The sequence below is a fragment of the Peptoniphilus mikwangii genome (genome assembly GCF_000468535.1).
Classification (GTDB): Bacteria; Bacillota; Clostridia; order Tissierellales; family Peptoniphilaceae; genus Anaerosphaera; species Anaerosphaera mikwangii.
In genome coordinates this window covers 683557-708979 of record NZ_AUQY01000002.1, presented here as the reverse complement: position 1 = coordinate 708979, position 25423 = coordinate 683557, and the positions used below count along the sequence as shown (strand labels likewise).

Genomic DNA, 25423 nt, shown 5'->3' with positions numbered 1-25423 from the left:
ATTTACTATGAATTCAAAGACTTTTGGTAGATGTTAGGCTAGACTTTAATTTAGAGGTTTTTGCCTGTAAGTTAAAGTCTAAAATTATGTCCAAAAGTTGAAGTAATAATGGAGAAGGAGTTGGAGAACAAATGAAAAAGAGCGAAAACCTGAAAAAATTGATTTCATTTTTATTAGTTTTTGTAATACTTTTGGGATTTTTGCCAACACAAGTTGTACTGGCGGAAGGTACAAAGATAAACGGTGAAGTTACAGAATTTACAGTTACAAACGCGGATGGCTTTGTAGAACCGAATGGTTACATTGCCAATCAAATATTTAGGTTGAATTATAAATGGAAGGCAACAAACGGTGATAAATCATTGAATGAGGGTGACTATTTTGAAATGGATTTGCCGGAAAAGTTTAACTTTCCAACAGAGGCACATTATTGTAATTTTAATATAGAAGAAGGCGGAAAAGTAGTAGCCCAAGTTACAATTACGCCAAAACAGCCGGGCGGCGGCAAAATAAGAGTGACTTTTACGGATTTTGTCAACGGTAAGGCCGGCATTACCGGAGAGATGCACCTGACTGCAAGATGGAATCAAACCGAATATCCGATTACAGTACCGGTCGAACATGAGATCGTAGTTGGTTCAATTACAGCAAAAATTAAGATAAAACCGTATATTCCACCGAATTATGCAACTGAAGTTATTTATAAGACTTCAGGACAGACTCTGACAAGCGAAGGTTGGGTTCGATGGAGAATCAGAGTGAATGCAAAACAGGGAAAATTAACGAATGCGGTTATCAAAGATACATTGAAGGTGGCAGATCCGGGAAGTCCCGATGGCATAGAGTATGTGGATGACCAATTTATGCTATATGAATTGGTATGGGAAAACGGAAATCTTGTTGAGAAGAATCCGCAGAACATAAGCAATCAGATTAATCTTTCCGCTGATAAACGTTCATTTACGTATAATTTTGGAGATCTTGACGGAAAAGGATATATAATACACTATCGCACAACCTATAAACAAGGCCTTTTACTACAAAACAAGGTAGTGCTTACAAGTGATGAAGAAAACCCTAATCCATCATATGGTCAATTTGTAGATGCTCAAAGCGGAGGGGGAATTCAAGGTCTTCTAAGCCGGATTAAAATCACAAAAGTTGCGGCGGATGACGACATGGTCAAACTGGAAGGCGCAAAATTTAAAATCACGAGAAAAGCCAGTGGTAAGTTCATCGAGCTGGTTACAGGTAAGAACGGAGAAGCGGTCAGCATGCCGCTTATTCCGGGCGAATATGAGATTGAAGAGACCGAAGCACCTGCTCATTATGTGAAGGATGAAAAGAAGTATACGGTTACGGTTACGGCTGATCAGGCCACTGAGCAAATAATTAAAAATGAGCCGGAAAAAACTGAAGTTAAAGTAAAAAAAGAATGGATAGGTTTTGAGGGATCTGCTGTTACAGTTGTTTTATATGCCAATGGAGTAAAGGTTGGAGAACAAAAATTAACAGCACCGGGATGGACATATACCTTTGAAAATCTCAGAAAGTATGATAAAAATACGGGGGACGAGATCAAATATACGGTGACGGAAGAACCTACGCCGACGGGTTATGAAAGTTCGATTAAGAAAGAGGAAAATGTTGAAAACAGCTTTGTAATCACAAATAAGCAAAAAACAATAGACATAAAGGGCGAAAAGACTTGGGATGACAATAACAACGAGGCAAATAAACGTCCCCAATCGATTACGGTAATTCTTTCTGCAAACGGGCATCCTATTCAAAACCCGGAAGTAAAGCCTGATGCAAACGGCAAGTGGACATACAGCTTTGAGGGATTGCAAGAATATGATGATCAGGGCAACAAAATTAACTACACCATAAAAGAAGAACCTGTTCCGGGTTATACTTCTGAAGTTAAAGGCTATGATATCATAAACCATATAGTCGGAAAGGCGAGTGTTAGTGTAACTAAAATATGGGAGGGTGTAACAGGAAACCATCCTACTATAAAATTACAACTTTTAAAGAATGGAAAGTCTGAAGGTGCTCCGGTTGAACTTCCAAACGGAACTACTGCTCATACTTGGAAAGATCTTGAAAAAACAGATGCGGCAGGGAAAGAGTATATTTATACTGTGCATGAAGTCGGAGAAAAAGACGGTAAGGTTAAGCTTGGAAACAACTGGTACAAAGTATCTTATGAAAAAGATTCTACAGGAAATTTCATTGTTAAAAACATTTACAACGAAACACCTACAAAGAGAACAGTATACAAAGTAACGGGCACAATACCGAGACTGAATAAAAAAGATCACTTTGCATATATAGTAGGGTATCCGGATAATACATTCAGACCTGAGAATACAATTACAAGGGCAGAAATGAGTGCAATATTCGCAAGACTGTTAGAAAATCAAATCTTCCTCGGTAAAACAGAAAGCTCACCATACACAGATGTAATGATGGGACAATGGCATACAGAATACATTTTAAAATTGTCAAAGCTTGGAATAATAAAGGGTTACGAAGATGGAAGCTTCAAACCGAATAATCCGGTAACAAGAGCTGAATTTGCGGCAGTAGCATCAAGATTCGTAGACAATAAAAAACAAGTGGCAGCTTTTACAGATGTAAGCAGTCACTGGGCAAGAGAAAGCATAGAAAAAATAATGGGTCAAGGCTGGATAACAGGCTATGAAGACGGAAGTTTCAAACCGGAACAAGCTATAACAAGAGCTGAAGTAGTAAGCATAGTAAATAAAATGTTAGACAGAACAGCAGACAAGGAATATGTAGATAATCATACAGTAGGATTGCTGACATACACAGATTTGACAAAAGATCATTGGGCATACTATCCGGTAGCAGAGGCAAGTAACGGACATGAATATGAAAGGACATCGGATGGAAAAGAACATTGGATAAGACATTGGACAGCATGGGAACAAGCAGGTAGAATACAACCTAAGTAGTATATAAATAAAAGCAGGATGATTTAAATCATCCTGCTTTTTGTATGGCTGTTATTTTTCATAATTTTTTAAGAAAATTTTTCTTGAAACATCTGTTAAATTAAATCTAAAATATCGGAGTATTCACGATTTAGAGATTCGGCAACTGCTTTATAAGTTATTTTTCCGTCGTAAGTGTTTATACCTTTTTTTATATCATCATGTTTTTTAACAGCTTCAACCCATCCCAAATCAGCTATAATCTTTGCGTATTTTGTAGTGGCATTTGAAAGTGCATAGGTGGATGTTCTTGCTACAGCACCCGGTATATTAGTAACTGCATAGTGAATTACACCATGTTTTACAAATGTAGGATTATTATGTGTAGTAGCTCTACCGGCAGTTGTTTCTGTTGAACCGCCTTGGTCAATGGCAACATCTACTATTACACTGCCTGCTTCCATTGTTTTAACCATTTCTTCCGTTACAAGTTTAGGAGCTTTACGACCGGGAATAAGTATTGTGCTTATTACCATATCCGCAGATTTTACTGCACTTGCTATATTGTGCGGTGTTGAATAGAGAGTTTCAATAACTCCTCCGAAAATATCACATAAGACACCGAGTCTTTCAACATCAATATCAATTACAGTTACTCTTGCTCCCATGCCTACAGCCATTCTTGTAGCGGCGGTTCCTACTACACCTGCCCCGATTATTACAACATGTGCAGGAACAACACCCGGAACACCTTGAAGTAATACACCTTTACCTCCTTGAGGTTTGGTTAAAAATTTAGCACCTTCCTGAACAGCCATTCTGCCGGCAACTTCACTCATAGGTTTTAAAAGCGGAAGTAGTTTTCCGATTTGAATAGTTTCAAATGCTATTGATATACATTTTTTCTTTAATAATTCATTAGCAAGCTTTTCATCAGCTGCAAGATGTAGATAAGAATAAATTATAAGACCTTCTCTTAAATATTTAAACTCACATTCAATAGGTTCTTTTACCTTGTAAATCATTTCTGATTTAGTCCAAACTTCTTCGGCTGTATCAAAAACTATTGCACCGTTTCTTTCATAATCTTCATTTGAAAAGCCTGAGGCAAGTCCGGCGTCTTTTTCCAAATACACTTTGTGTCCGGACTTTATTAATTCATTTACGCTATAAGGAGTACATGATACTCTACTTTCTTGTTCTTTAATCTCTTTTAATACACCTATTATCAAGTGACTCACCTCTTAAAAAATATTTAATATATTATATCAATAAAGTGTTCAATAAAAAAGAAAAAATTTACTTATAAATAAAAATTTTTAATAATGTTAATATATATTTTAAATTTCACCTAAAATTCCTATTAGATAGTAAAAATATTTGATACAATATAATTATAAAATTTAGTAGAGGTAAAAAATGAAAACATCTTATATATTAATGATAGTTACAATAATTTCAAAAATTTTCGGACTTGCCAGAGAAAAAGCTCTTGCATATTTTTTTGGAACAAGTTTAGTTGCAGATGTGTTTATAGTTGCTTTTAGAATACCTATGACATTTACAAACGTAGTTAGCGGAACAACTGCAAATGGATTTATTCCGATTTATAACGATATTGCTCAATCAAATGGAGAAGAAAATGCTAAAAAGTTTACTTCCAATTTATCTAATATAGTATTTTTATTTACGTTTGTGCTTTCTATTTTTGGAATTATATTTGCAAAGCCGATAGTAAATATAATGGCAATAGGTTTTGATACGCAAGAACTTGAACTTTGCATATTTATGACAAGAGTTTCAATGTTCAGCATTTGCAGTACAAGTGTATTTTCAATATTTAAAGCATATCTGCAAATTAAAAAAAGTTTTGTGGTTTCAATATGTCATTCCATAATTATGAATTTAATAATAATGGCATCTATGGCGTTTGCATATAAGTTTGGCAAGGAATATTTGGCGTGGGGAATACTTACTGCATTTATATTTCAATATGTAATTTTTTTGCCTTACATAAGGAAACATGGATATAGACATTTTAAGTTGATTGATTTTAAAGATGAAAACTTTATAAAGATGCTTAAAATAATACTTCCTGTATTAATTTCAACATCTGTAATTGAACTTAACTTTATAATATCAAATTCACTTGCATCATCTCTTCCGGGAGCAATTTCTAAGTTAAATTATGCATATAAGTTACAGAGTTTTGTAACCGGAATAGTAATAACTTCAATAACAACGGCAGTATATCCTGAAATGGCAAGACTTGGAGCTAAAAAAGACTATGACGGATTAAAGCTTTCCATTGCAGATTCAATCATAACTATGCTGCTTTTAGTTGTGCCTGCATCGGTAGGATTGTTTTTATTTTCAGAACCTATTGTGAAGATTTTATTTGTAGGAGGAGCTTTTTCAAAGCAAGATGCAACTTCAACGGCAATTATACTTTCGTTGTATGCAATAGGCATAATAGGAATCGGTTTTAGAGAAATAATTTCAAGAGTTTTTTATACGATAATGGATGCAAAAACTCCTGTAATAAATTCGGTTGTTATGGTTGCAATAAATGTTGTGTTAAGTTTTATATTAATAAACAGTTTGGGGCCAAGAGGTCTTGCTCTTGCAACAAGTATTTCTTTTATGGCAGGAGCAGTTTTGATACTTATAAGTCTTAGAAAAAGAATGGGAAGAATATTTAGTGCCGATACTGTACGGGAGATTATAAAAATTATTATAGCAACTGCTGTGATGGGAATAGTTTCAAAATTTTGCTATATATTTCTAAGTAAGGGTATGGGAAATTTGATTGCATTTCTGATTTCGGTAATTGCGGCAGGAACAGTATATTTAATAATGCTTGTATTACTCAAGGTTAAAGAAGTTAGAAATATAATTGGAAAGATAAAGAAATAGAACTTTAGTTTTGCTATATAATTTTATTTGATTGATGTTATTATAATTCGGGTAAATTATAAATATTAGGAGGTATAAAGATGGAACTAAAAAACGGAAAAAACAGTATTTATATTGGAAATAGTGAAGAAGATTATGAAGCTACTATTCAATTTAGAAAGATAAAAGATGGAGTTGTAGAAGTATACCATACAGGAGTCGGAGAAAAATTAAAGGGACAAGGAATAGCGGGGAAATTGGTAGATGCGCTTGTTGAAAGAGCAAAGGAAGAAAATTTCAAGGTGATTCCTACATGCTCCTTTGCAGATAAGAAGATGAATGAAAATTGTGAATATAAAGAGTTTATTTATAAGGAATAGGAGGGCTTTCTAAAACAGAAAGCCTTTTTATAGGAATGAAATATAAATAATTAAGTCTGATCGGGGTGAAAAAATGAAGAATGCAGTATATAGAGAAAACGGATTGGAATATGTATTTTTAGATGAAAGTTATTTAGAGGAGCTGCTTGACTTTACAGATGATGTATGCAGTCGAATAGAGGATGTAAAGACATTTGCGAGAGATACGCGTGAAGATTTTATGTATGTATTTAGCGGAAACGGAAAGATTTTAGGAGTATTCTTAGATGATAAACTGGTTGCATATAGAAATATGGGGATAATACCATATGAAGAAAGTCTTGCGGTTGGAATAAAACCGGTAGAAATACCGAGAGAAAAAATAGTTCAGCATGATGCAGTTCTTGTTCATGAAGTCGCAAGAGGGAAAAACATTCAGAATATAACCAGAAAAATATTGGAAAAGAGCCTTGAAAACGAAGGATATAATTACTATATGTCAACAGTAGCACCCTCTAATATATATTCGCTCAGAAACACCATTAATAATGGATTTGTAATAGTAGGTTTGGAAAATAAATATGCTGATGAAGAAAATGTAGATGGTCTTATACGATTTATTTTTTATAAGTCAAAGCATGAAAAATTAGAATATTCAAAAGAAGAAGTATTTATTCCTATACACAACTATGAAGAAATAAGAAATATTTTAAGTCAAGGATATGTTGGAACAGAGTTGGAAAATGACAAAATAAAATTTGTAAAATTAAATAAAAAAGTTACAAAATAGAAAAATAGTTAAAGCATTGTCAAACTATATTGAAATTAATATTCAAAATGTCTATCATAAGAATAGAAAGTGATAAGGAGGTAACAATATGAAAAAAATTATAGCATCAGCGCTTATATTATCTTTGGTTCTTATACCGGCAGTTAATACTCATGCTGTAGAAATTAAAAACAAAAGTAGCATGGTAATGGAAAATGAGGAAAGAGAAACTGAACAATATATTTCTTATGATGGAGAAATAAAAAGTATAGAAAAAAATGATAACGGGTTATCACTTAAGACAGAGCTTAAAAATGATAAGGGTGAAAAGATAGAATATATTTTTAATGTTGAAAAAAACACAAAAATATTCAATGATAAAACATTAAAGAGAATAGAGGCAAAAACTCTTAAAGAGGGAGATAAAGTAACTGCATTTCATTCTGCGGACATTGCTATAGCTGCGATTTATCCCGCAAGAATACCTTCTGAAGTATTAGTATTAAATGCAGATAAAAATAACTTAGAAAAATCAATTTGTAAATTCAATAAAGATTATGTTTGTAAAGATGAACTACAAATAACCGGTTTTAAGAATACGGAAATAGTTTGGCAAGATGGAACAAAGGCGACAAAGGAAGATATAGTAGATAAAAAAGTATTAGTATTGTATGATAAGGCTACACTTTCATTACCTGCTCAAATAAATCCTTTAAAAATAATTATTTTAGAGGATAAAGCTGAAACATTGTATAAAAATGAAATTCAGGTTGGAAAAAATAAAATCGGTTTTAATTCTGAAATATTGGAAAAAGATGGAGTTAAACTATATCCGTTAAGAGAAATATTTGAAAATATGGGTGCAAAAGTAGATTGGAATGCAAAAGAAAGAGAAATTACGATAAAAACAAAATCCAAAGATACAAAGATAATAAATTTAAAGAAGAATACATTAAAAATAAATAATAGAGAAATAGAATTAGTTATGGAATATACAATTGAAAATGGGAAAATATATGTTCCGATTGGAATGTTCAGCACAAACTGATAAAATTATGTCAAATAGAAGTTTTATTTAGTTTTGCTTTTTAAATGAAAAATGTAAAGACTTGGAAATTTATCCAAGTCTTTTTATTATACGTTTGTTTTTATAAAAATAATGTCAATATTTTAATAAATATGGTACTATTATTATAATAAATAAAAAGGAGGGAACCTTATGAAGAATAAGAGAAGGTATTTATCTTTAGTATTGACATTAGTATTGGTATTTTCTACTTTTACTGGAGTATTTGCTAAAGAGGTGGAAGATTCTGTTGTTAAACTTCAAGAAGTAAAGCTTCTTGATAAAGAAAACAACACTGAAGCTAAGTTACATAGTGATCTTACAAGAGCTGAAGGACTTACAATGGTACTTAAAGCTATTGGATATTCACAGGAAGTAGCTGAGGGTGAAAAGTATGTAAAGCTAAATCCGTTTAAGGATGTGGCAGATTGGTTTAAGGGATATGCAGGACTTGGATATGATTTAAATCTTACAAAAGGTAAGAGTGAGGATGCCTATGATCCTAACTCAAATCTAAGTAAAAGAGAATTTATAGCATTTATATTAAGAGCACTTGATTATAACAAGGACAAAGCATATAAGGATGCAGACCAAATTGGAAAGAAGATAGGTTTATTATCTGCAGATGATGATATAAATTCAAAGATAACAAAAGCACAGGCAGCGAAGTATATCTTTAGTGCACTTAACAAGGAATTACAGGATGGAACAGGCTATACACTTGGAGAATATCTTGTAAAGACAAAAGTAGTATCGGAAGAAAAAGCTAAAGAGGTAGGAATAGTTCTTGGTGCAAAAGATGACAAGAGCATTAATATTTTGTATTTTAACGACTTTCATGGAAATATAGCAGAAGAAATTACAGGTAAAAAGAGAAATATGGGTATGGCAAAAATGGTTGGATATGTAAATGAATTCATTGAAAAACATCCAAATACAATAGTTCTTTCAGGTGGAGATAACTATCAAGGAACTGCGGACTCAAATTTAACAATGGGTAAACCTGTTACAGCAATGATGAAAGGAATGAATACAACAGCATCAGCGGTAGGTAATCATGAGTTTGATTGGGGTTCGGATAAGATAGCTGACTGGGGTAAAAATGGAAACTTTGATTATCTTGCATCAAATATCTACGATACAGCAAAAAATACACCGGTAGATTGGGCTAAGCCATATATGATAATTCAAAAAGGAAATATAAAGATAGGATTAATCGGACTTGCTCATCCTGATACGCCGACACTTACAAAAGCTGAATATGTAAAGGGATTTGAATTTAGAGACCCTGTAAAATCAGCACAAGAGTGGGTAAACTTTTTACAAGAAGGAAAAGCTAAGGAAGGTAAACCTGATGTAATTATAGCACTGACTCACATTGATTCAGATCAATCAAAGACCGGAGAAATAACAGGAAATGCTACAAAACTTGCAACTGAAGTAAAGGGATTAGATTGTATATTATCAGCACACTCTCACAGAACTGTAAGCGGAAAAGTAAATGGAGTACCTATTTTACAAGCATATTGCTATGGTAGGGCGATTGGACAGGTGAATATTAAAGTTGACAACGGTAAGGTTAGTTCAATAGACACTCAAATATTCCAAGGAAATCAAATTAAAGACAAAATAATAGTTGATACACAAACAGATAAATTCTATTCAGATCTTCAAAAAGAACTTGCACCGATAAAGGGAGAAGTTCTTGGAGAAGCAAAGGGTGAATTTACACATGACAGATCAGCAAAAGGTACAGTATCACTACTTGGAAGATGGGCTTGTGAAGTAATGGCTGAAAAGACAAATGCTCAAATAGGAATTCAAAACGGTGGCGGATTAAGACGTACACTTAATGCAGGCAAAATAACAATGGGTGATTTATATGAAATTATGCCATTTGATAATTATCTTGTAGTAATGGATTTACCGGGAGATGCTTTAATAAAGGCAATAGATCACGGTATTAATATGCCGGAAACAACAGATGGAGCATTCAGCGGTTTGAAAGTGGAATATGATGCAAGCAAGCCTTATGAACAAAGAATAACAAAGATAACATTAACAGACGGAACTCCTATAGATCCGCAAAAAACATACAAGGTAGTAGTTAATGACTTTATGTTTACGGGTGGAGACGGATATGATTTTACAAAGGCTCAAAATGTAAATGAAACATATATTCCGATTAGAGACGTATTGGTAGAAAGTATAAAGCAAAGCAAAACTATAACTCCAAAAGCTATAGATTTTATTTTAGATGTAACATCTGCAAAAAAAGCAGCTTAAGTTTTAAAAATAAGAAAGTCCATACTATATGGACTTTCTTAATTATAGGATGAATATGAAAAAGACGATAATATTACTGGTGTTATTTTTACTTGTACCATCATTAATATCAGCAAAAGAACTGTCTTCGGATGAAGAAATCAGAAGCTATTATGAAAGTCAAATGAATGACAATAGTTATACGGTGGCAAAAGCAAAAATAGAAAAAATAGTATATGATGATACAAAGGAAGTAAGAGAAATTCCGATAGAAGCAGATATAAGATATCAGCATCTTGAAATAGAAATACTTACAGGAAAACATAAAGGAGAAAAGCTCACTATAAGACATACGATAGAAAGAATTATGCCGGGGTATTACATATTTAAAGATGGAGATAAAATACTGCTTAGGATAACAGAAGATGACGACATAATAGATACAGTTAAGATACAAGAAAAAGTCAGGGATACAAAAATATATTTTATAGTTGGATTATTTGTCATATTACTTTTGGTAATAGGAAGAATGAGCGGATTTAAAACTTTGATATCATTGATATTTACAATAGCAATAATAATATTCGGATATATTCCTCTCATAATAAATGGATTTAATCCAATACTTGCGTCTCTTATAATATCGATAATTTCAATATCTATAACACTGCTTATAATAAGCGGAAAAAATAAAAAGACTTATGTTGCAATACTTGGTACATCACTCGGGGTAATAGTATCCGGGATATTAGCATATATGTTTGGAAAATTTGCATGTTTAACGGGATTATCAAGTGATAATGCAATAAGTCTTGCATATATACCACAATTTAGAAACCTCAATTATCAGGGAATATTATTCGGAACTATTTTAATAGGTGCAATAGGTGCAATAATGGATGTTTCAATTTCAATAGCATCAGCTCTCTGGGAACTTAAAGAAGTTAATCACAATATAACTAAGAAAGAGATGATGTCATCAGGAATGAATATAGGCAGAGATATAATGGGTTCAATGTCAAATACGCTTATACTTGCATATGTCGGTACAACATTGCATTTAATAATACTTTTTATAGTGTATAGAATATATTTTATAGAAATAATAAATTTAGATTCAATAGCAACAGAGATAATTAGAGCAATGGCAGGAAGCATAGGTTTGATTATAACAATACCGCTTACTGTATTAGTTGGAGCAAATATATATTTGAACAATAAAAAAGAGAAGGAATAAATCTTCTCTTTTTTTTGTTAATAAATTTAAGATATAAGGCTAAATATTTAGTATTTTATTCAGAATTCCTGTCAAAATATATTCAAATCTGATAGGGTATAATAAAATTGTTAAAATAAAAAATGGCTTATTTACAAGTATACAAGTAAATAGCCATACATAAATGGTGCCAAAGGCGGGACTTGAACCCGCACGGTGTTGCCACCGCCAGATTTTGAGTCTGGTACGTCTGCCAATTCCATCACTTTGGCTTATAACTATTATAATTTATCATTTTTTTGCAAATAAATCAAGAGAAATATTTGCAAGTATTTCTGACATTATATAAACTTTAATGTATAATTGTGTTAGGGAGTGATATTGTGAAAAAGAAAATACTTATTATAGATGGTTCATCTCTTTTTTTTAGAGCTTTTTATGCTTTGCCGCTTTTAAAAACTAAGAGAGGAATTTATACAAATGCAATATATGGTTTTATTATGATGCTTGAAAATGCAATTTCAAAAATAAATCCAAATAATGTTGTAGTATGTTTTGATATGAAAGGTAAAACTTTTAGATCTGATATTTACAAGGATTATAAAGGGACAAGACAGAAGACTCCATCTGAACTTGAACAACAATTTCCGATTGTAAGAGAAATTTTAAGTTTAATGAATATTAAAACTTTAGAGTCACCAATTTATGAGGCGGATGATATAGCGGGTACAATTTCATTAATTGCATCGGAAAATAATTATGAGTCGATTTTGCTTACCGGAGATAAAGATTATTTTCAGCTTGTTGATGACAATACAAAAGTTTTATTGACCAGAAAAGGAATTACGGATCTTGAAATAATTTCTGTAGAAAGTATTGAAGAAAGTTATGGAATTAATCCAAAACAATTTATAGATTTAAAAGGACTTATGGGAGATAATTCGGATAATATTCCGGGAGTACCCGGAGTAGGAGAAAAAACTGCGCTGAAATTAATTCATGAATATTCAAATATTGAAAATTTATATGACAACATAGATAATATTTCAGGGAAAAAGTTGAAAGAAAACCTTGAAACTAATAAAATGCAGGCGTTTATGAGCAAAAAGCTGGGAACTATTGTAAGAAACGTTCCTCTAGATATGGAAATAGACGATTTTGCATATGCAGACTATAATTTTGATGAGCTTTCAAAATTATATAGAGAATATGAATTTAATTCTTTATTACAAAGATTGCCGGTTGAATATCAGAAAGAGAATATAGTTGAAACATCAAGTGACGATTTTGAGTATAGAAATATGAGTATAGATGATATTATCTTTGAAATTAAAAATTCAAAGTCTTTTGCGTTTAAAATAATATCTGATGGTAAAATCTATGAAGGAATTATGCCTAATTTTATTGCAATTAAAGTTTCAAATGAAGCTGCATGCATAATAAAAATTGATTGTAAAGAAGATATTTTAAAATTTAAAGATGTTTTTGAGGATGAAAACATAGAAAAATTAGGACATAATTTAAAAGAAGATATGATTACTCTTTTGAATTTTGATATTAACATAAAAAATTATACTCATGATAGTGAAATTGCAGAATATATTTTAAATTCCACAGAATCGAATTATGATATAAATAATATTTCAAACACATATTTCAGCAGAGGTTATAAGGATTTGGAAGAATTACTTGGAAAAGGTAAAAAGAAGATAAAATTTTCTGATTTAAAATATGATGAATTGTGTAAATATTTTGCGTTTTACTTGAATAGTGTATATAAATTAAGAGATGTACAACTTGAAAAAATAAGAAAGCAGGAAATGGATGATCTTTATTTTGAAGTTGAACTTCCGCTCATAGAAGTTTTAAGTTCCATGGAATTAATTGGAATTAGGACAGATAATGCTATTTTAGATGAAATTGGAATTGATTTAGATAATAAAATTTTAAACCTTGAAAATGATATTTATGAAAAGGCGGGGGAGGAGTTTAATATAAATTCTCCTAAGAAATTAGGATTTATATTATTTGATAAACTCGGATATCCTGTTCTTAAAAAAACTAAAACAGGATATTCAACTAATGCAGATGTACTTGAGAAGTTAAAAAAAGATGGAGATATTATAGATGATGTACTTGAGTATAGAAAGCTTGCAAAATTAAAATCAACTTATGTTGAAGGATTAAAAGAGTTAATAAATGTTGCAACAGGTCATATACATTCTCATTTTAATCAAACGATAACTTCTACAGGAAGGATATCATCAACAAATCCCAATCTTCAAAATATTCCGATAAAGACGGATGAGGGCAAGCTTATAAGAAAAGCATTTTTATCGTCAGAGGGGTGTGTGCTTGTTGATGCGGATTATTCACAGATAGAGTTAAGAGTGCTTGCCGATATTTCGAAAGATGAGAATATGATAAGTGCATTTGAAAATGATGATGATATTCATAGAAGAACTGCTGCCAAGGTTTTTGGAGTTGATTTTGAAGATGTAACACCGTCGTTAAGATCAAGAGCAAAAGCCGTCAATTTCGGAATAGTGTATGGAATTTCAGATTATGGTCTATCACAAAACCTAAATATTCCAAGAAAGCTGGCGCAGGAATATATTGAAAATTATCTTTTAACCTATGACGGAATAAAAAATTATATGACTGAAGAAGTAAAACTTGCAAAGAAAAATGGTTATGTTAAAACTATTTTAAATAGAAGGAGATATATTCCGGAGCTCTCCGCAAAAAACTTTAACATTAGAAGTTTTGGAGAGAGGATTGCAATTAATACTCCAATTCAGGGATCGGCAGCGGATATTATAAAAATTGCCATGGTTAAAGTTTACAGGGCATTAAAAGAAAATAATTTAAAATCAAAATTAATATTGCAGATTCACGATGAGTTAATAGTAGATGCAAGAGAAGATGAAGTTGAAACAGTGAAAAAACTAATGCGAAATATAATGGAAAATGCAGTTGAGATGGTTGTTAAATTAAAAGTGGACATGCAGACAGGAAGTAGTTTATATGACTCAAAATAAAAAAGTTATTGCAATAACAGGAAGTATTGCAACCGGAAAGAGTTTAGCAACAGATATTTTAAGAGAAATGGGCTACTTTGTAGTGGATGCAGATAGTATAGCGCATGAAATTTTAGAAGAAGATTTGATTTTAAATGAAATAAAAGATGCTTTTGGAGTTGAGTTTTTTAAAGATGGTAAATTAAATCGAAAGAAATTAGCGGATTATGTTTTTGGAAATAAAGAAAGGCTTGAGATTCTAAATAACATAACACACAAAAGAGTCTTTGAGAAAATAAATTTTGAAATAAAAAAAAGCAGCGAAAAACTTATATTTGTAGATATACCTTTATTGATTGAATTGAGAGGAGAATTATATAAGTATGATTTCAAGCCTGATATGATATGGCTTATATATTCAAACAAGGCGGTTCAGCTTAGAAGGCTTATGCAAAGAGATTCCATAGATGAAGTCTATGCATTAAGAAAAATAAATTCACAAATGAGTGTTGAAGAAAAGAAAAAATATTCAGATATAGTTCTGATTAACGAAAATAGTGTTGAAGATTTAAAAATACAAATTTTAAATGAAATAGAAAAATTAAAATAAAAGACTCGGAGTATATCCCGAGTCTTTTTTATATAAATTAAAAATATGTTTTTGTATCACCCATTTTATAAAACATAATAAAATATGAATAATATGGTGCGGAGAAAGGGACTTGAACCCTCACGCAATTACTTGCACATGCCCCTCAAACATGCCTGTCTGCCATTCCAGCACCTCCGCAATGTATTAATTATACATCATTACGAATAAAAAATCTATTTTTAAATTCAATTATATGTGAAAGCGATTTTATGATTTCGCAGTGTAGAATTATTTAATAAAAAAATAACAAAGTTTTTTTGCTGTCAAATGGCTGAATTTGAACAAAGTCATATAGCTTTATCAATTTAGTATAAGGGTAAATTTGTTATTTTTTCAATATATTCAATATACATTATAAAAAATAAGTGTTATAATAAAATTATTGTGAAGCAATTATAAATTAATTTAAGAGGTGAAGTTTATGAGTTCAAGGAATCTCACATTTTCTGTGGGTGGAGTTCATATGGACGAACATAAAACTTTAACTGAGCATGTGCCAATTGAGAGAATGCCTGATCCTGAAATTGTTTACATACCAATGAGTCAGCATATAGGCGCACCATGTAGTCCTGTTGTAAAAAAAGGAGACATAGTTAAAGTCGGACAGGTTGTAGGAAATTCAGAAGCATACATATCAGCAGCAGTACATGCCTCTGTTTCCGGTACTGTTAAGTCTATTGAAAAAATGTACACTGCAGATGGAAGATATTGTGACTGTGTAGTTATTGAAAACGACGGTAAGAATGAGGTTGTTGAGCCTGAACCTATGCTTAACTACAGAGAAAAATCTATGGATGAAATTATTTCTTTTGTTAAAAACAAAGGTCTTGTAGGTATGGGAGGAGCAGGTTTTCCGTTACATGCAAAGCTTAGAAGTGAAAATCCCGCGCTTGATGAATGTGTTATAAATGGAGCGGAGTGTGAACCTTTCTTAACTTGTGATCATAGAATTATGGTTGAAAAGACTGAAGAAGTATTATCAGGTCTTGAAATATTTGCAGATTTCTATAATAAAGTTTCGTATATGGCAATTGAAGAAAATAAGCCTGATGCGATAGAAATAATGGAAAAGAAAATACATGAGAATCCAAAGTGGAGTAATTTGAAGGTTGTTGGTTGTCAAACAAAATATCCTCAAGGAGATTCAAAAAGACTTTCAGAGGCTGTACTTAATAGAATAGTGCCGCAAAACGGTGTAACTAATGATGTTGGTGTATTTTTGACAAATGTTGGAACTACGCTTGCTTTTTATGAAGCTATGATAGAGGGAAGATCATCTTATGAAAGAGTTATAACTGTAAGCGGATCCGGAATTAATATTCCAAAAAATATTTTAGTTAAGATAGGTACTCCTGTGAAAGACATAATAGATTTTTGTGGTGGGTTAAAGGATAATTTCATAGAAATAATTTGTGGAGGTCCAATGACCGGAAAATCAGTGTTTGATTTAAACAGTCCTATAACAAAAACCACTTCAGGTCTATTAATTTTTACGGATGAAGAAATAGAAAACACAAAAGAAACACCTTGTATAAGATGTTCAAGATGTGTAGATCATTGTCCTGCAAACATTAACCCTACAGATATAAATGCTGCAATCTTAAAAGGAAATGTTGATTTTTGTGATGAACTTCATGCAGATCAATGTATGGAATGCGGAATTTGTTCATTTGTTTGTCCGGCAAAGAGAAATCTTACTCAATCTGTAAAGCTTGCAAAACGTGAAATTAAATCAAGGGTTAAGAGATAGGAGGGGCGATAATGGAAAATAAAAAAATAGTAAAAGAGCCCGCAACATTAAAGGGCAATGAGTTTTTTGTTTCTCTTGCACCTCATTTAAGGTCAAAAGATTCTGTTCAGAGGATAATGCTTGATGTGATAATAGCATTAATACCTGCATTAGCAGGAAGTGTTTATTTCTTCGGGTTAAGAGCGTTGATGCTTGTTATGATTTGTGTAATTTCATGTGTTGCTACGGAGTATGTATTTCAAAAATTTATGCACAAAGAAATTCAGATTGCAGATCTATCTGCAGTGGTTACAGGTATCTTAATTGCATTTAACTTACCGGCAACTGCACCATGGTGGATGGCGGCATTCGGATCTATATTCTCTATTGCAGTTGTTAAGGAATGTTTTGGCGGTATAGGTTGCAATTTTATGAATCCTGCGCTTGCAGCTCGTATAGTTATAATGGCATCTTGGGCGAAAAAGATGACGGATTATGTAGCGCCTGTTCGTCAAGTTGCAGTAGATGCGGCAACATCGGCAACACCGTTACAACTTATTAAGGCGGGAGATTTTACAAATTTACCGGCTTTGAAAGACATGATAATAGGAAACATATCAGGTGTAATAGGAGAGACGTCAGCAATATTGCTTTTAATAGGCGGCATATATCTTGTAGTTAGAGGAGTAATAAACTTCAGAATACCTTTAGTATATGTAATTACGACAATAGTATTTTTATTTATATTCGGAATTCCGGCAGAAATAATTCCTTATGAAGTATTTGGAGGAGGACTTTTCCTTGGAGCTATATTTATGGCTACGGATTATACGACAACGCCTATGAATAATAGAGGAAAAATAATTTTTGCTTTAGGATGTGGAATTATAACTGCTGTAATAAGAGTTAAGGGTTCACTTCCGGAAGGAGTATCATATTCAATATGTCTTATGAATGTTGCAACTCCACTAATTGATAAACTTACAAGAACAAGTGCTTATGGGGAGGCGAAATAAATGAAAGAACCTGTAAAATTTGGAATAATCTTACTTTTATTTTGTGCATTGTCAGCGGGGCTTTTAGCTGTGGTAAATGGATTTACAGCTCCTATAATTGCACAAGCCGAGCTTGAAAGCACATTAGAATCATACAAAGTTATATTTGGAGAAATTGCAGATGAATTTGAGGAGTATGATCAAGAAAAATTAGCAGAAATTCAAAATGTATATCCTGAAGTTTTAAATATATTTGTTGCAACAAAATCAGGCGAAGTTGTCGGATATGGAATTAATGTTACAACTAGCGGATTTGGCGGAGCAATGACAAATGCTATCGGAATAATATCTGAAAGTGATAGAATAGCAGGGTTTAGAAATATAGTTAATGCTGAAACCAAAGGATTTGGAACTCAAATAGAAGAAGAAAAATATTATTCTTCTTATAATGATAAGTCTGCAACAGGAGAACTTAAAATAAATATATCTCCTGAGGCGGAAGATGAAGTTCTTCAGATAAGTGGAGCTACAGTTACATCAAAAGCGGTGTTAGTTGGAGATAATATTGCACTTTCAGCGTATAATGAGTTTTTAAAGGAAAATAAATAGGGGGGAATTAAATGAAACTAAGACAGGTTTTTATAAACGGTATAATAAAAAACAACCCCATATTTATGCAGTTAATAGGACTTTGTAGTGTTCTTGCGATAACGAATACTTTACAAAGTGCAATTGCAATGGGAATTGCAGTAACATTTGTACTTATAATGAGTAATGGAGTAGTGTCAATTTTAAGAAATGTAATACCTGATAAAATCAGAATTCCATGTTTTATAGTTGTAATTGCCACATTCGTAACTCTTGTTCAAATGGTTTTACATGCTTATGCACCTGCGATCTATGGAGCATTGGGTATATTTTTACCTTTAATAGTTGTAAATTGTTGTATACTTGGAGAAGCAGAAGGATTTGCATATAAAAATAAATTAATTCCATCTTTAGTTGATGGTCTGGGAACAGGTTTTGGATACACATTGGCAGTAGTCAGTATGGGGCTTATAAGAGAGTTATTTGGATATGGAACTCTTTTAGAGAAACAAATACTTCCGGCGTCATATCCCGGAATAGGACTGATGGGAGCTCCGGCAGGCGCATTTATACTTCTTGGATTTCTAATAGCCGGATTTAAAAGAATTTTAGCAAATAGGGGGGAATAGTATGCTTAATAATATTATAACGATTTTAGTTTCTACAATTCTCGTAAATAACTATATATTTGCTCAATTCTTAGGTATATGTCCATTTCTTGGAGTATCTTCAAAAACAGAAACTGCAGTTGGAATGGGAGTTGCGGTAACTTTTGTAGTAGTAATAGCATCTGCTATTACATGGTGTTTACAAGTATTTATTTTAAATAAATTTGGACTTGAGTATTTACAGACAATAGTATTTATTTTAGTTATTGCATCATTAGTGCAATTTGTAGAAATGGTTATTAAGAAAACATCACCTGCACTATATACGGCAATGGGAGTTTATCTTCCACTTATAACTACAAATTGTGTAGTTCTTGGAGTAACAGTGCTTAATGTTCAAAATGGATATAATCTAATTGAAACTGTATTTAGTGGATTAGGAGCATCAATCGGTTTTACGCTTGCATTAGTACTTATGAGTACACTTAGAGAAAGACTTGCATTTGCGAATGTCCCTAAGGCATTGCAGGGAGTTCCTATTGCATTAATAAGTGCAGGACTTATGGCTCTTGCATTTTCAGGATTTTCAGGGCTTGTATAGGGGGTAGAATATGGATTTTAAACTAATAATACTTCCAATGATAATATTAGCGGTAATTGGAGCAATATTTGGCGTGGTACTTTCAATAGCATCAAAAGTATTTGCTGTGAAGGTGGACGAAAAAGTTACAGCAATTAGAGATGTTCTTCCGGGAGCAAACTGTGGAGCCTGTGGATTTCCGGGATGTGACGGACTTGCACAAGCAATAGCCGACGGTAAGGCTCCGGTAACAGCATGTGCTATAGGAGGTAAAGAGGTTGCAGACTGTATTGCAGATGTAATGGGTGTAAACGCCGAAAATGTAGATAAAATGGTTGCGAATGTACTTTGCCAAGGAACTTGCGGTAAAGCTAAAGAAAAATATAATTATAATGGATTGGTTGATTGCAGGCTGATTTCAGATTTTCAAAGAGGTTCAAAGTCATGTAACTATGGTTGTGTCGGAGGCGGAACTTGTGTAACGGTTTGTGAATTTGATGCGATTCATATAGTTGACGGGGTAGCAAAGGTAGATAAAGAAAAATGTGTTGCATGTAAGAAGTGTATAGAAATATGTCCAAAACATTTAATAGATTTAATACCTTATAAGGCAAAGACAGTTGTAGATTGTCATTCAAATGATGTCGGAAAAGATGTCAGAGTTAATTGTTCTGTAGGATGTATTGCTTGTAAGTTATGTGAAAAGAATTGTCCTAAAGATGCAATTCATGTGGTTGATAATCTTGCAAGAATTGACTATACAAAGTGTATAAATTGTGGAATTTGTGTTTCTAAATGTCCGACAGGGGCCATATTCTGTGAATATCCTGAAAGAGTGGAAAAGATGAAAGAAAGACAAAGACTCGAAGCGGAAAAGAAAAAGAAAGAACTTTTAGAAGCTAAAAGAGCCCAACAAGAAGCGGCAGAAAAAGCTAATGCAGAAATTGTCAATTCTGATACTAAAGAAAAAGTTTTGAATTAATCTAAATAATAATTTATATAAAAGCACTGTAAAGGTGCTTTTATATTTTTATGTAAAGAGTTATTTTGAAATTATGATAAAAATGAAAGTCTTTATAATAATGTAATTTACTAAATGAGAATTAATGGTTATAATGTTATTAAAGGTGGTAGTTTTTATGGCTGAATTTTGGGATATTTATAATAAACAAGGTAAAAAAAAGAATAAAGTTGTAAGAAAAGGACAACCTTTATTAAATGGAGAATATCATTTAATTGTCGAAGGATGGATCAGATGTGGAGAAGATACTTTTTTAATTCAAAAGAGAAGTTCAAATAAAAAGTTATTTCCGAATATGTGGTATTGTTCATTAGGAGGATCTGTTCAAGCAGGAGAAGATGCCAAGCAAGGTCTTATAAGAGAAGCGAAGGAAGAACTTGGAATAGATATTTCTAATGATTTAATAAAATTAAAGAGAATTATAACTGAAAATTACTGTATCTTTTACATTTATTTGATTGAAAGAGATATTGATTTAAAAGAAATAGTGCTACAAAAAGAAGAAGTTGCAGATGTTAAAATAGCAACCAAGTCTGAAATTTGTGACTTAATAAAAAATAATGAGATGATTTATCTTGATTATTATCAAAAATTTTTTGAGAATATTGAAAAGGTTCCTTATTTAAGATAAAATTATATAGTAATGACTGTGATGCAGGAGATTGTATTTAAACTTTTAAGAGAGTAGTCTTATTTGCTGAAAGAGATTATATAGTGAGAATACATGTGTGCACTTGTGGAGTTTTAGCATGTCGGCGTATAGACATTAAAGTTTTAATTAGAGTGGAACCACGATAATACGTCTCTTTATTGAGACTTTTTTTTATATGGGGGTATTTATGAGATTATACAACACACTTACAAGAAAAAAAGAAGAATTTAAACCTTTAAAAGATGGATTGGTAACAATGTATAACTGTGGGCCTACAGTTTATAATTATATTCATGTGGGTAATGCAAGACCTCTAACTGTATTTGATACACTTAGAAGATATTTTATTTATAAGGGTCTTGATGTAAAATTTGTTGTAAATTTTACAGATATAGATGATAAGCTTATAAATAAGGCAAATGCAGAAGGAATTACAGTAGCGGAAGTTGCGGAGAGATATATAAAAGAATTTAAGGTGGATGCAAATGGACTTCATTTATATGATTATGAAACATTAAATCCACGTGCAACAGAACATATAAATCAAATTATAGATTTCATACAAATCCTAATAGATAAGAATGCAGCTTATGTATCAGAAGGAGATGTATATTTTGATATTAATTCTGCAAAAGACTATGGGAAATTATCTCATAAGAAACTGGAAGATTTAATAAGCGGAGCAAGAGTTGATGTATCTGACATTAAGAAAAATCCCGCTGATTTTGCTCTTTGGAAGGCAAAAAAAGAAGGAGAACCATATTGGACGGCACCGTGGGGTGAAGGAAGACCGGGTTGGCATATAGAGTGCTCTGTTATGGCAAAGACACTTCTTGGAGAAACAATAGACATACATTCCGGTGGAGAAGATTTACAATTTCCACATCATGAGAACGAAATAGCACAATCTGAAACTTGTAATGGAGTTCCATTTGCAAAATTTTGGTTACACAACGGAATGATTACCGTTGATAATGAGAAAATGAGTAAGTCTAAAGGAAACTTTTTTACAGTTAGAGAAGTATCGGAAGAATTTAATCTTGAAGTACTTCGATTTTTCTTACTGGGTTGTCATTATAGATCACCAATTAATTTTTCAAGAGAGATAATGGAACAGACTAAAAACGGTTTAGAGAGAATTTATAATGCTAAATATAAATTAGAAGAATTTTTGGAAAATTGCATAGATAGAGAATTTAGCGATGAAGATAAAAAACAATTGGGAATTATAGCTGATGAAATTAAATTTTTTGAAGAATCTATGGAAGATGATATAAATACTGCCGATGCAATAACTGCAATTTATAATATTGTAAAATTCATAAATGTAGAGTTAAATGAAGATTCAAATAAAAAATTAGTCGATGAAATTTATAATACATTATTAAGATTATCAAAGGTGCTTGGAATTTTAGAGCTCGAAAGAGAAAATATAGATGAAGAAGTGGAAAGGTTAATTAAAGAAAGAGAAGATGCAAGAAAAAATAAAGATTTTAAGCGTGCAGATGAAATAAGGGATATTCTTGCGTCAAAGAATATATTAATTGAAGATACAAGGACAGGTACAAAATGGAAGAGAGCTTAAAGTTTTTAGCACTTTCAAAAAAATATGATGAGAATTCTATAAGGGAACTGTCACCACTTGCCCTTGCGTTTTTAGGGGATGCAGTGTATGAACTTTTAGTTAGGACATATATTTTAAGTGAAAATAAAAATCCTAAGAAACTTCATATTGAGGCAATAAGTTATGTAAAAGCAAAAGCACAGGCAAATTCAATTCATAATATTTTAGACAGCTTGACTGAAGAAGAGATTGCTATTTATAAGAGAGGACGTAATGCGAAATCTCATACAATGCCTAAAAATGCTGATGTTTTAGATTATAGAGAGGCAACAGGATTTGAGTGTCTATTTGGATATTTATATCTTTTAGATAGGGGTAGTAGAATTTTAGAACTTTTTAAAAAAATGGAGGGGAATAAGAATGAAGGTTGAAATTATTGCGCACACGCCCAATCCTGAAGAGGTAATAGCACAAGCGGCTAAGTTGTGTTATTCTGCGGTAGGAGTTGGAGAAATTAAAGAAAAAATGACGGAAGAGAGCAGAGATAAATTTCTTTCAATGTTAATGAGTTTTTCTCATGCATCACCGCTTGAGCATGCAAGTTTTACTTTTGCTGTTGAAGGAGTTTCGAGAACTCTTACACATCAACTTGTGAGGCATAGAATAGCAAGCTATTCTCAACAGTCACAAAGATATGTAAGACTTGACAATTTTGAGTATATAATTCCACCTGAAATTGAAAAGGATAGCGAAGCTCTTGCAATTTATAAAGAAATTATGGAAAATGATAAGAAGGCATATCAAAAATTAACTGAAATTTTAATTGCAAATAAAGCTAAGAAGTTAATTGATAGAGGAATGGATGAAAAAAAAGCAAGGCGCCTTGTTGAAAAAGATTCTATTGAAGATGCAAGATATGTATTTCCTAATGCTTGTGAAACTAAAATAGTATTTACTATGAATGTTAGAACTTTGATACATTTCTTTGATTTAAGATGCTGTACAAGAGCTCAATGGGAGATAAGACAATTAGCAACGGAAATGTTAAAACAATGTAAGAAGATAAGTCCGATTTTATTTAAAGATTCCGGACCTGCATGTGTAAAGGGTCCTTGTAAAGAAGGAACTATGAGTTGTGGAAGAGCAAAAGAAATAAGAGAGTATTATAAAAAATTAGGTGAAGAATGAAAGAATATGTTTATGGAAGAAATCCTGTAATAGAAATTTTAAAGAATAAGAAAGCGGATAAGCTATATGTTCAAATGGGAAATTTTGAAGGCTCTATGAAGAAGATATATGCTATGGCAAAGGAACAAAATATTTTAATCACAGAATTGAACAAGAAGAAGCTTGATGAATTAAGCGAGGGGGCTAACCATCAAGGAGTTGTTGCTCTTGTAAGCGGATATGAATATTCTACACTTGAGGATTTAATTTTAAATGGAATAAATCAGATACTCATACTTGATAAAATTGAAGATCCGCATAATTTAGGTGCAATAGCAAGATCTGCCGAAGCTTTTGGGTTTAAAGGAATAATAATTCCGAAGCATAAAAGTGTATATGTAAATGATGTTGTATATAAAACTTCAGCAGGTGCCATTGATAATGTGAGTGTTGTGATTGAAACAAATTTATCCAACTCAATAGAGAAGCTTAAAGAAAATGGATATTGGATATTCGGAGCGGATATGGAAGGTGAGGAGTATTTTAAATCCGACCTTAAGGGTAAAATTGTGCTTGTAGTTGGAAATGAAGGCAAGGGACTTTCACCTGCAGTCAGAAAACACTGTGATAAAATAATTTCGATTCCAATGGCAGGAAAAATTAATTCACTAAATGCTTCATGTGCGGCATCAATTTTAATGGCAGAAGTTTTAAAACAAAATGAAGCCGATTAGGTATCTTAAAAATTATGAATATCTATTTGTAGATGGATATAACATAATAAATTCATGGGAAGTATTTAAAAATTATAGAGAAGATCTTGAAGATCAAAGAAAAAGACTTATAGATATACTTTCAGAATATTCTCACGTGATTCAAGAAAAAATTATACTTGTATTTGATGGATATATGGTAAAAAAATCACCGGGAGCCATATATGAGCATGATAACATTTTAGTCGTGTTTACAAGGGAATTTGAAACTGCGGATCATTTTATTGAGAGACAGCTTGATGAAATGGGACGTGTCAGAAAAATTAGAGTTGCAACCTCTGATAACATAGAACAGCAAATAATTTTATCTCGTGGAGGAATTAGAATATCGGCGAGAGAATTTGAAGTTGAGGTTGAAAATGGAATGAAAAAAATAAATAAAAACATTGTAACTCTAAAGAAAAATTATAAAAATGAATTATTGCTTGATGATGAAGTAATAAGGAAATTAAATAAAATAAGAGGAAGTATTAAGGAATAATATTTCCTCTTATTAATTATGTCATTTATTGTAAAATTCAATTATTATTGTCAGAATAGGTTA

General features: G+C 32.0%; 22 protein-coding genes and 2 tRNA genes. 21 read left to right on the top strand and 3 right to left on the bottom strand.

Translation table 11 applies throughout. The features are described from left to right. Positions 1-131: 131 nt before the first annotated feature. Positions 132-2981: a Cna B-type domain-containing protein gene (locus M915_RS03760; protein ID WP_036729472.1), complete on the top strand. Its 2850-nt coding sequence runs from the start codon at positions 132-134 to the stop codon at positions 2979-2981. Between the two features lie 95 nt (positions 2982-3076). Here M915_RS03760 and ald read toward each other — a convergent pair whose 3' ends face one another. Continuing rightward, positions 3077-4192, bottom strand: a complete 1116-nt coding sequence (ald, locus tag M915_RS03755) for an alanine dehydrogenase (RefSeq protein WP_036729468.1) — start codon at positions 4190-4192, stop codon at positions 3077-3079. 187 nt (positions 4193-4379) lie between these two features. Here ald and murJ point away from each other — a divergent pair, with 187 nt between their 5' ends. The 6 genes from murJ (at position 4380) to M915_RS03725 (ending at position 11551) form a co-directional block, all read left to right on the top strand. Continuing rightward, positions 4380-5876: a murein biosynthesis integral membrane protein MurJ gene (gene murJ / locus M915_RS03750; protein ID WP_036729465.1), complete on the top strand. Its 1497-nt coding sequence runs from the start codon at positions 4380-4382 to the stop codon at positions 5874-5876. Positions 5877-5956: 80 nt separating this feature from the next. After that, the gene (locus tag M915_RS03745; RefSeq protein ID WP_009221916.1) at positions 5957-6235 is read left to right on the top strand and encodes a GNAT family N-acetyltransferase; all 279 of its coding nucleotides are present in this window, start codon (positions 5957-5959) and stop codon (positions 6233-6235) included. A gap of 73 nt (positions 6236-6308) precedes the next feature. After that, a complete protein-coding gene (locus M915_RS03740; protein WP_036729463.1) occupies positions 6309-7004 on the top strand; it encodes a hypothetical protein in 696 nt (231 codons plus the stop codon). A gap of 88 nt (positions 7005-7092) precedes the next feature. Further along, entirely contained in the window at positions 7093-8031 is a 939-nt protein-coding gene (locus M915_RS03735; RefSeq protein WP_036729460.1) for a copper amine oxidase N-terminal domain-containing protein, read from the top strand. A 171-nt stretch (positions 8032-8202) separates the two neighbouring features. After that, a complete protein-coding gene (locus M915_RS03730; RefSeq protein WP_200860577.1) occupies positions 8203-10335 on the top strand; it encodes a 5'-nucleotidase C-terminal domain-containing protein in 2133 nt (710 codons plus the stop codon). A 55-nt stretch (positions 10336-10390) separates the two neighbouring features. Next, positions 10391-11551 carry a YibE/F family protein gene (locus M915_RS03725; RefSeq protein WP_036729457.1) on the top strand — a complete coding sequence of 387 codons (1161 nt, stop codon included), beginning with the start codon at positions 10391-10393 and terminating at the stop codon, positions 11549-11551. 164 nt (positions 11552-11715) lie between these two features. Here M915_RS03725 and M915_RS03720 read toward each other — a convergent pair. Beyond that, positions 11716-11802: transfer RNA gene (locus tag M915_RS03720), tRNA-Leu, on the bottom strand. 111 nt (positions 11803-11913) lie between these two features. Here M915_RS03720 and polA point away from each other — a divergent pair. Continuing rightward, the gene (polA, locus tag M915_RS03715) at positions 11914-14571 is read left to right on the top strand and encodes a DNA polymerase I (RefSeq protein ID WP_036729455.1); all 2658 of its coding nucleotides are present in this window, start codon (positions 11914-11916) and stop codon (positions 14569-14571) included. Then, on the top strand, positions 14558-15160 hold the full coding sequence (gene coaE, locus M915_RS03710; protein ID WP_009221922.1) for a dephospho-CoA kinase: 603 nt from the start codon (positions 14558-14560) through the stop codon (positions 15158-15160). Before polA ends, coaE begins: the two co-directional genes overlap by 14 nt. Before the next feature lie 94 nt (positions 15161-15254). On the opposite strand, the gene M915_RS03705 is transcribed toward coaE, so the two are convergent. Then, positions 15255-15340, bottom strand: a tRNA-Leu gene (locus M915_RS03705). A 283-nt stretch (positions 15341-15623) separates the two neighbouring features. Here M915_RS03705 and rsxC point away from each other — a divergent pair. The 12 genes from rsxC to M915_RS03645 all read left to right on the top strand — a co-directional run bounded on the left by rsxC (position 15624) and on the right by M915_RS03645 (position 25360). After that, entirely contained in the window at positions 15624-16952 is a 1329-nt protein-coding gene (gene rsxC, locus M915_RS03700) for an electron transport complex subunit RsxC (protein WP_036729452.1), read from the top strand. 11 nt (positions 16953-16963) lie between these two features. Next, entirely contained in the window at positions 16964-17947 is a 984-nt protein-coding gene (locus M915_RS03695; RefSeq protein WP_009221924.1) for an RnfABCDGE type electron transport complex subunit D, read from the top strand. Then, complete coding sequence (locus M915_RS03690; protein WP_036729448.1) at positions 17948-18535, top strand: FMN-binding protein; 588 nt, start codon at positions 17948-17950, stop codon at positions 18533-18535. It begins immediately after the preceding gene. An 11-nt stretch (positions 18536-18546) separates the two neighbouring features. Next, positions 18547-19143, top strand: a complete 597-nt coding sequence (rsxE, locus tag M915_RS03685; RefSeq protein ID WP_009221926.1) for an electron transport complex subunit RsxE — start codon at positions 18547-18549, stop codon at positions 19141-19143. Position 19144: 1 nt separating this feature from the next. Continuing rightward, the gene (rsxA, locus tag M915_RS03680) at positions 19145-19723 is read left to right on the top strand and encodes an electron transport complex subunit RsxA (RefSeq protein WP_009221927.1); all 579 of its coding nucleotides are present in this window, start codon (positions 19145-19147) and stop codon (positions 19721-19723) included. Between the two features lie 10 nt (positions 19724-19733). Next, the gene (locus M915_RS03675) at positions 19734-20684 is read left to right on the top strand and encodes an RnfABCDGE type electron transport complex subunit B (RefSeq protein WP_036729445.1); all 951 of its coding nucleotides are present in this window, start codon (positions 19734-19736) and stop codon (positions 20682-20684) included. 157 nt (positions 20685-20841) lie between these two features. After that, entirely contained in the window at positions 20842-21354 is a 513-nt protein-coding gene (locus M915_RS03670; RefSeq protein WP_036729442.1) for an NUDIX hydrolase, read from the top strand. A 208-nt stretch (positions 21355-21562) separates the two neighbouring features. After that, positions 21563-22960, top strand: coding sequence for a cysteine--tRNA ligase (gene cysS / locus M915_RS03665; protein ID WP_036729439.1), 1398 nt, complete (start codon positions 21563-21565; stop codon positions 22958-22960). Beyond that, a complete protein-coding gene (locus M915_RS03660; protein WP_009221931.1) occupies positions 22945-23370 on the top strand; it encodes a Mini-ribonuclease 3 in 426 nt (141 codons plus the stop codon). The genes cysS and M915_RS03660 overlap by 16 nt, the downstream gene beginning before the upstream one ends. Next, positions 23360-24127: an FAD-dependent thymidylate synthase gene (thyX, locus tag M915_RS03655; RefSeq protein WP_009221932.1), complete on the top strand. Its 768-nt coding sequence runs from the start codon at positions 23360-23362 to the stop codon at positions 24125-24127. Before M915_RS03660 ends, thyX begins: the two co-directional genes overlap by 11 nt. Beyond that, positions 24124-24840 carry a 23S rRNA (guanosine(2251)-2'-O)-methyltransferase RlmB gene (rlmB, locus tag M915_RS03650; RefSeq protein ID WP_036729436.1) on the top strand — a complete coding sequence of 239 codons (717 nt, stop codon included), beginning with the start codon at positions 24124-24126 and terminating at the stop codon, positions 24838-24840. Before thyX ends, rlmB begins: the two co-directional genes overlap by 4 nt. Further along, complete coding sequence (locus M915_RS03645) at positions 24827-25360, top strand: NYN domain-containing protein (protein ID WP_036729434.1); 534 nt, start codon at positions 24827-24829, stop codon at positions 25358-25360. Before rlmB ends, M915_RS03645 begins: the two co-directional genes overlap by 14 nt. The last annotated feature ends 63 nt before the right edge of the window (positions 25361-25423 follow it).

Bases quoted from the DNA above. Each gene is read 5' to 3' on its own strand.
- M915_RS03760 (WP_036729472.1), top strand. From the start codon at position 132: ATGAAAAAGAGCGAAAACCTGAAAAAATTGATTTCATTTTTATTAGTT.
- murJ (WP_036729465.1), top strand. From the start codon at position 4,380: ATGAAAACATCTTATATATTAATGATAGTTACAATAATTTCAAAAATT.
- M915_RS03745 (WP_009221916.1), top strand. From the start codon at position 5,957: ATGGAACTAAAAAACGGAAAAAACAGTATTTATATTGGAAATAGTGAA.
- M915_RS03740 (WP_036729463.1), top strand. From the start codon at position 6,309: ATGAAGAATGCAGTATATAGAGAAAACGGATTGGAATATGTATTTTTA.
- M915_RS03735 (WP_036729460.1), top strand. From the start codon at position 7,093: ATGAAAAAAATTATAGCATCAGCGCTTATATTATCTTTGGTTCTTATA.
- M915_RS03730 (WP_200860577.1), top strand. From the start codon at position 8,203: ATGAAGAATAAGAGAAGGTATTTATCTTTAGTATTGACATTAGTATTG.
- M915_RS03725 (WP_036729457.1), top strand. From the start codon at position 10,391: ATGAAAAAGACGATAATATTACTGGTGTTATTTTTACTTGTACCATCA.
- coaE (WP_009221922.1), top strand. From the start codon at position 14,558: ATGACTCAAAATAAAAAAGTTATTGCAATAACAGGAAGTATTGCAACC.
- rsxC (WP_036729452.1), top strand. From the start codon at position 15,624: ATGAGTTCAAGGAATCTCACATTTTCTGTGGGTGGAGTTCATATGGAC.
- M915_RS03695 (WP_009221924.1), top strand. From the start codon at position 16,964: ATGGAAAATAAAAAAATAGTAAAAGAGCCCGCAACATTAAAGGGCAAT.
- M915_RS03690 (WP_036729448.1), top strand. From the start codon at position 17,948: ATGAAAGAACCTGTAAAATTTGGAATAATCTTACTTTTATTTTGTGCA.
- rsxE (WP_009221926.1), top strand. From the start codon at position 18,547: ATGAAACTAAGACAGGTTTTTATAAACGGTATAATAAAAAACAACCCC.
- rsxA (WP_009221927.1), top strand. From the start codon at position 19,145: ATGCTTAATAATATTATAACGATTTTAGTTTCTACAATTCTCGTAAAT.
- M915_RS03675 (WP_036729445.1), top strand. From the start codon at position 19,734: ATGGATTTTAAACTAATAATACTTCCAATGATAATATTAGCGGTAATT.
- M915_RS03670 (WP_036729442.1), top strand. From the start codon at position 20,842: ATGGCTGAATTTTGGGATATTTATAATAAACAAGGTAAAAAAAAGAAT.
- cysS (WP_036729439.1), top strand. From the start codon at position 21,563: ATGAGATTATACAACACACTTACAAGAAAAAAAGAAGAATTTAAACCT.
- M915_RS03660 (WP_009221931.1), top strand. From the start codon at position 22,945: ATGGAAGAGAGCTTAAAGTTTTTAGCACTTTCAAAAAAATATGATGAG.
- thyX (WP_009221932.1), top strand. From the start codon at position 23,360: ATGAAGGTTGAAATTATTGCGCACACGCCCAATCCTGAAGAGGTAATA.
- rlmB (WP_036729436.1), top strand. From the start codon at position 24,124: ATGAAAGAATATGTTTATGGAAGAAATCCTGTAATAGAAATTTTAAAG.
- M915_RS03645 (WP_036729434.1), top strand. From the start codon at position 24,827: ATGAAGCCGATTAGGTATCTTAAAAATTATGAATATCTATTTGTAGAT.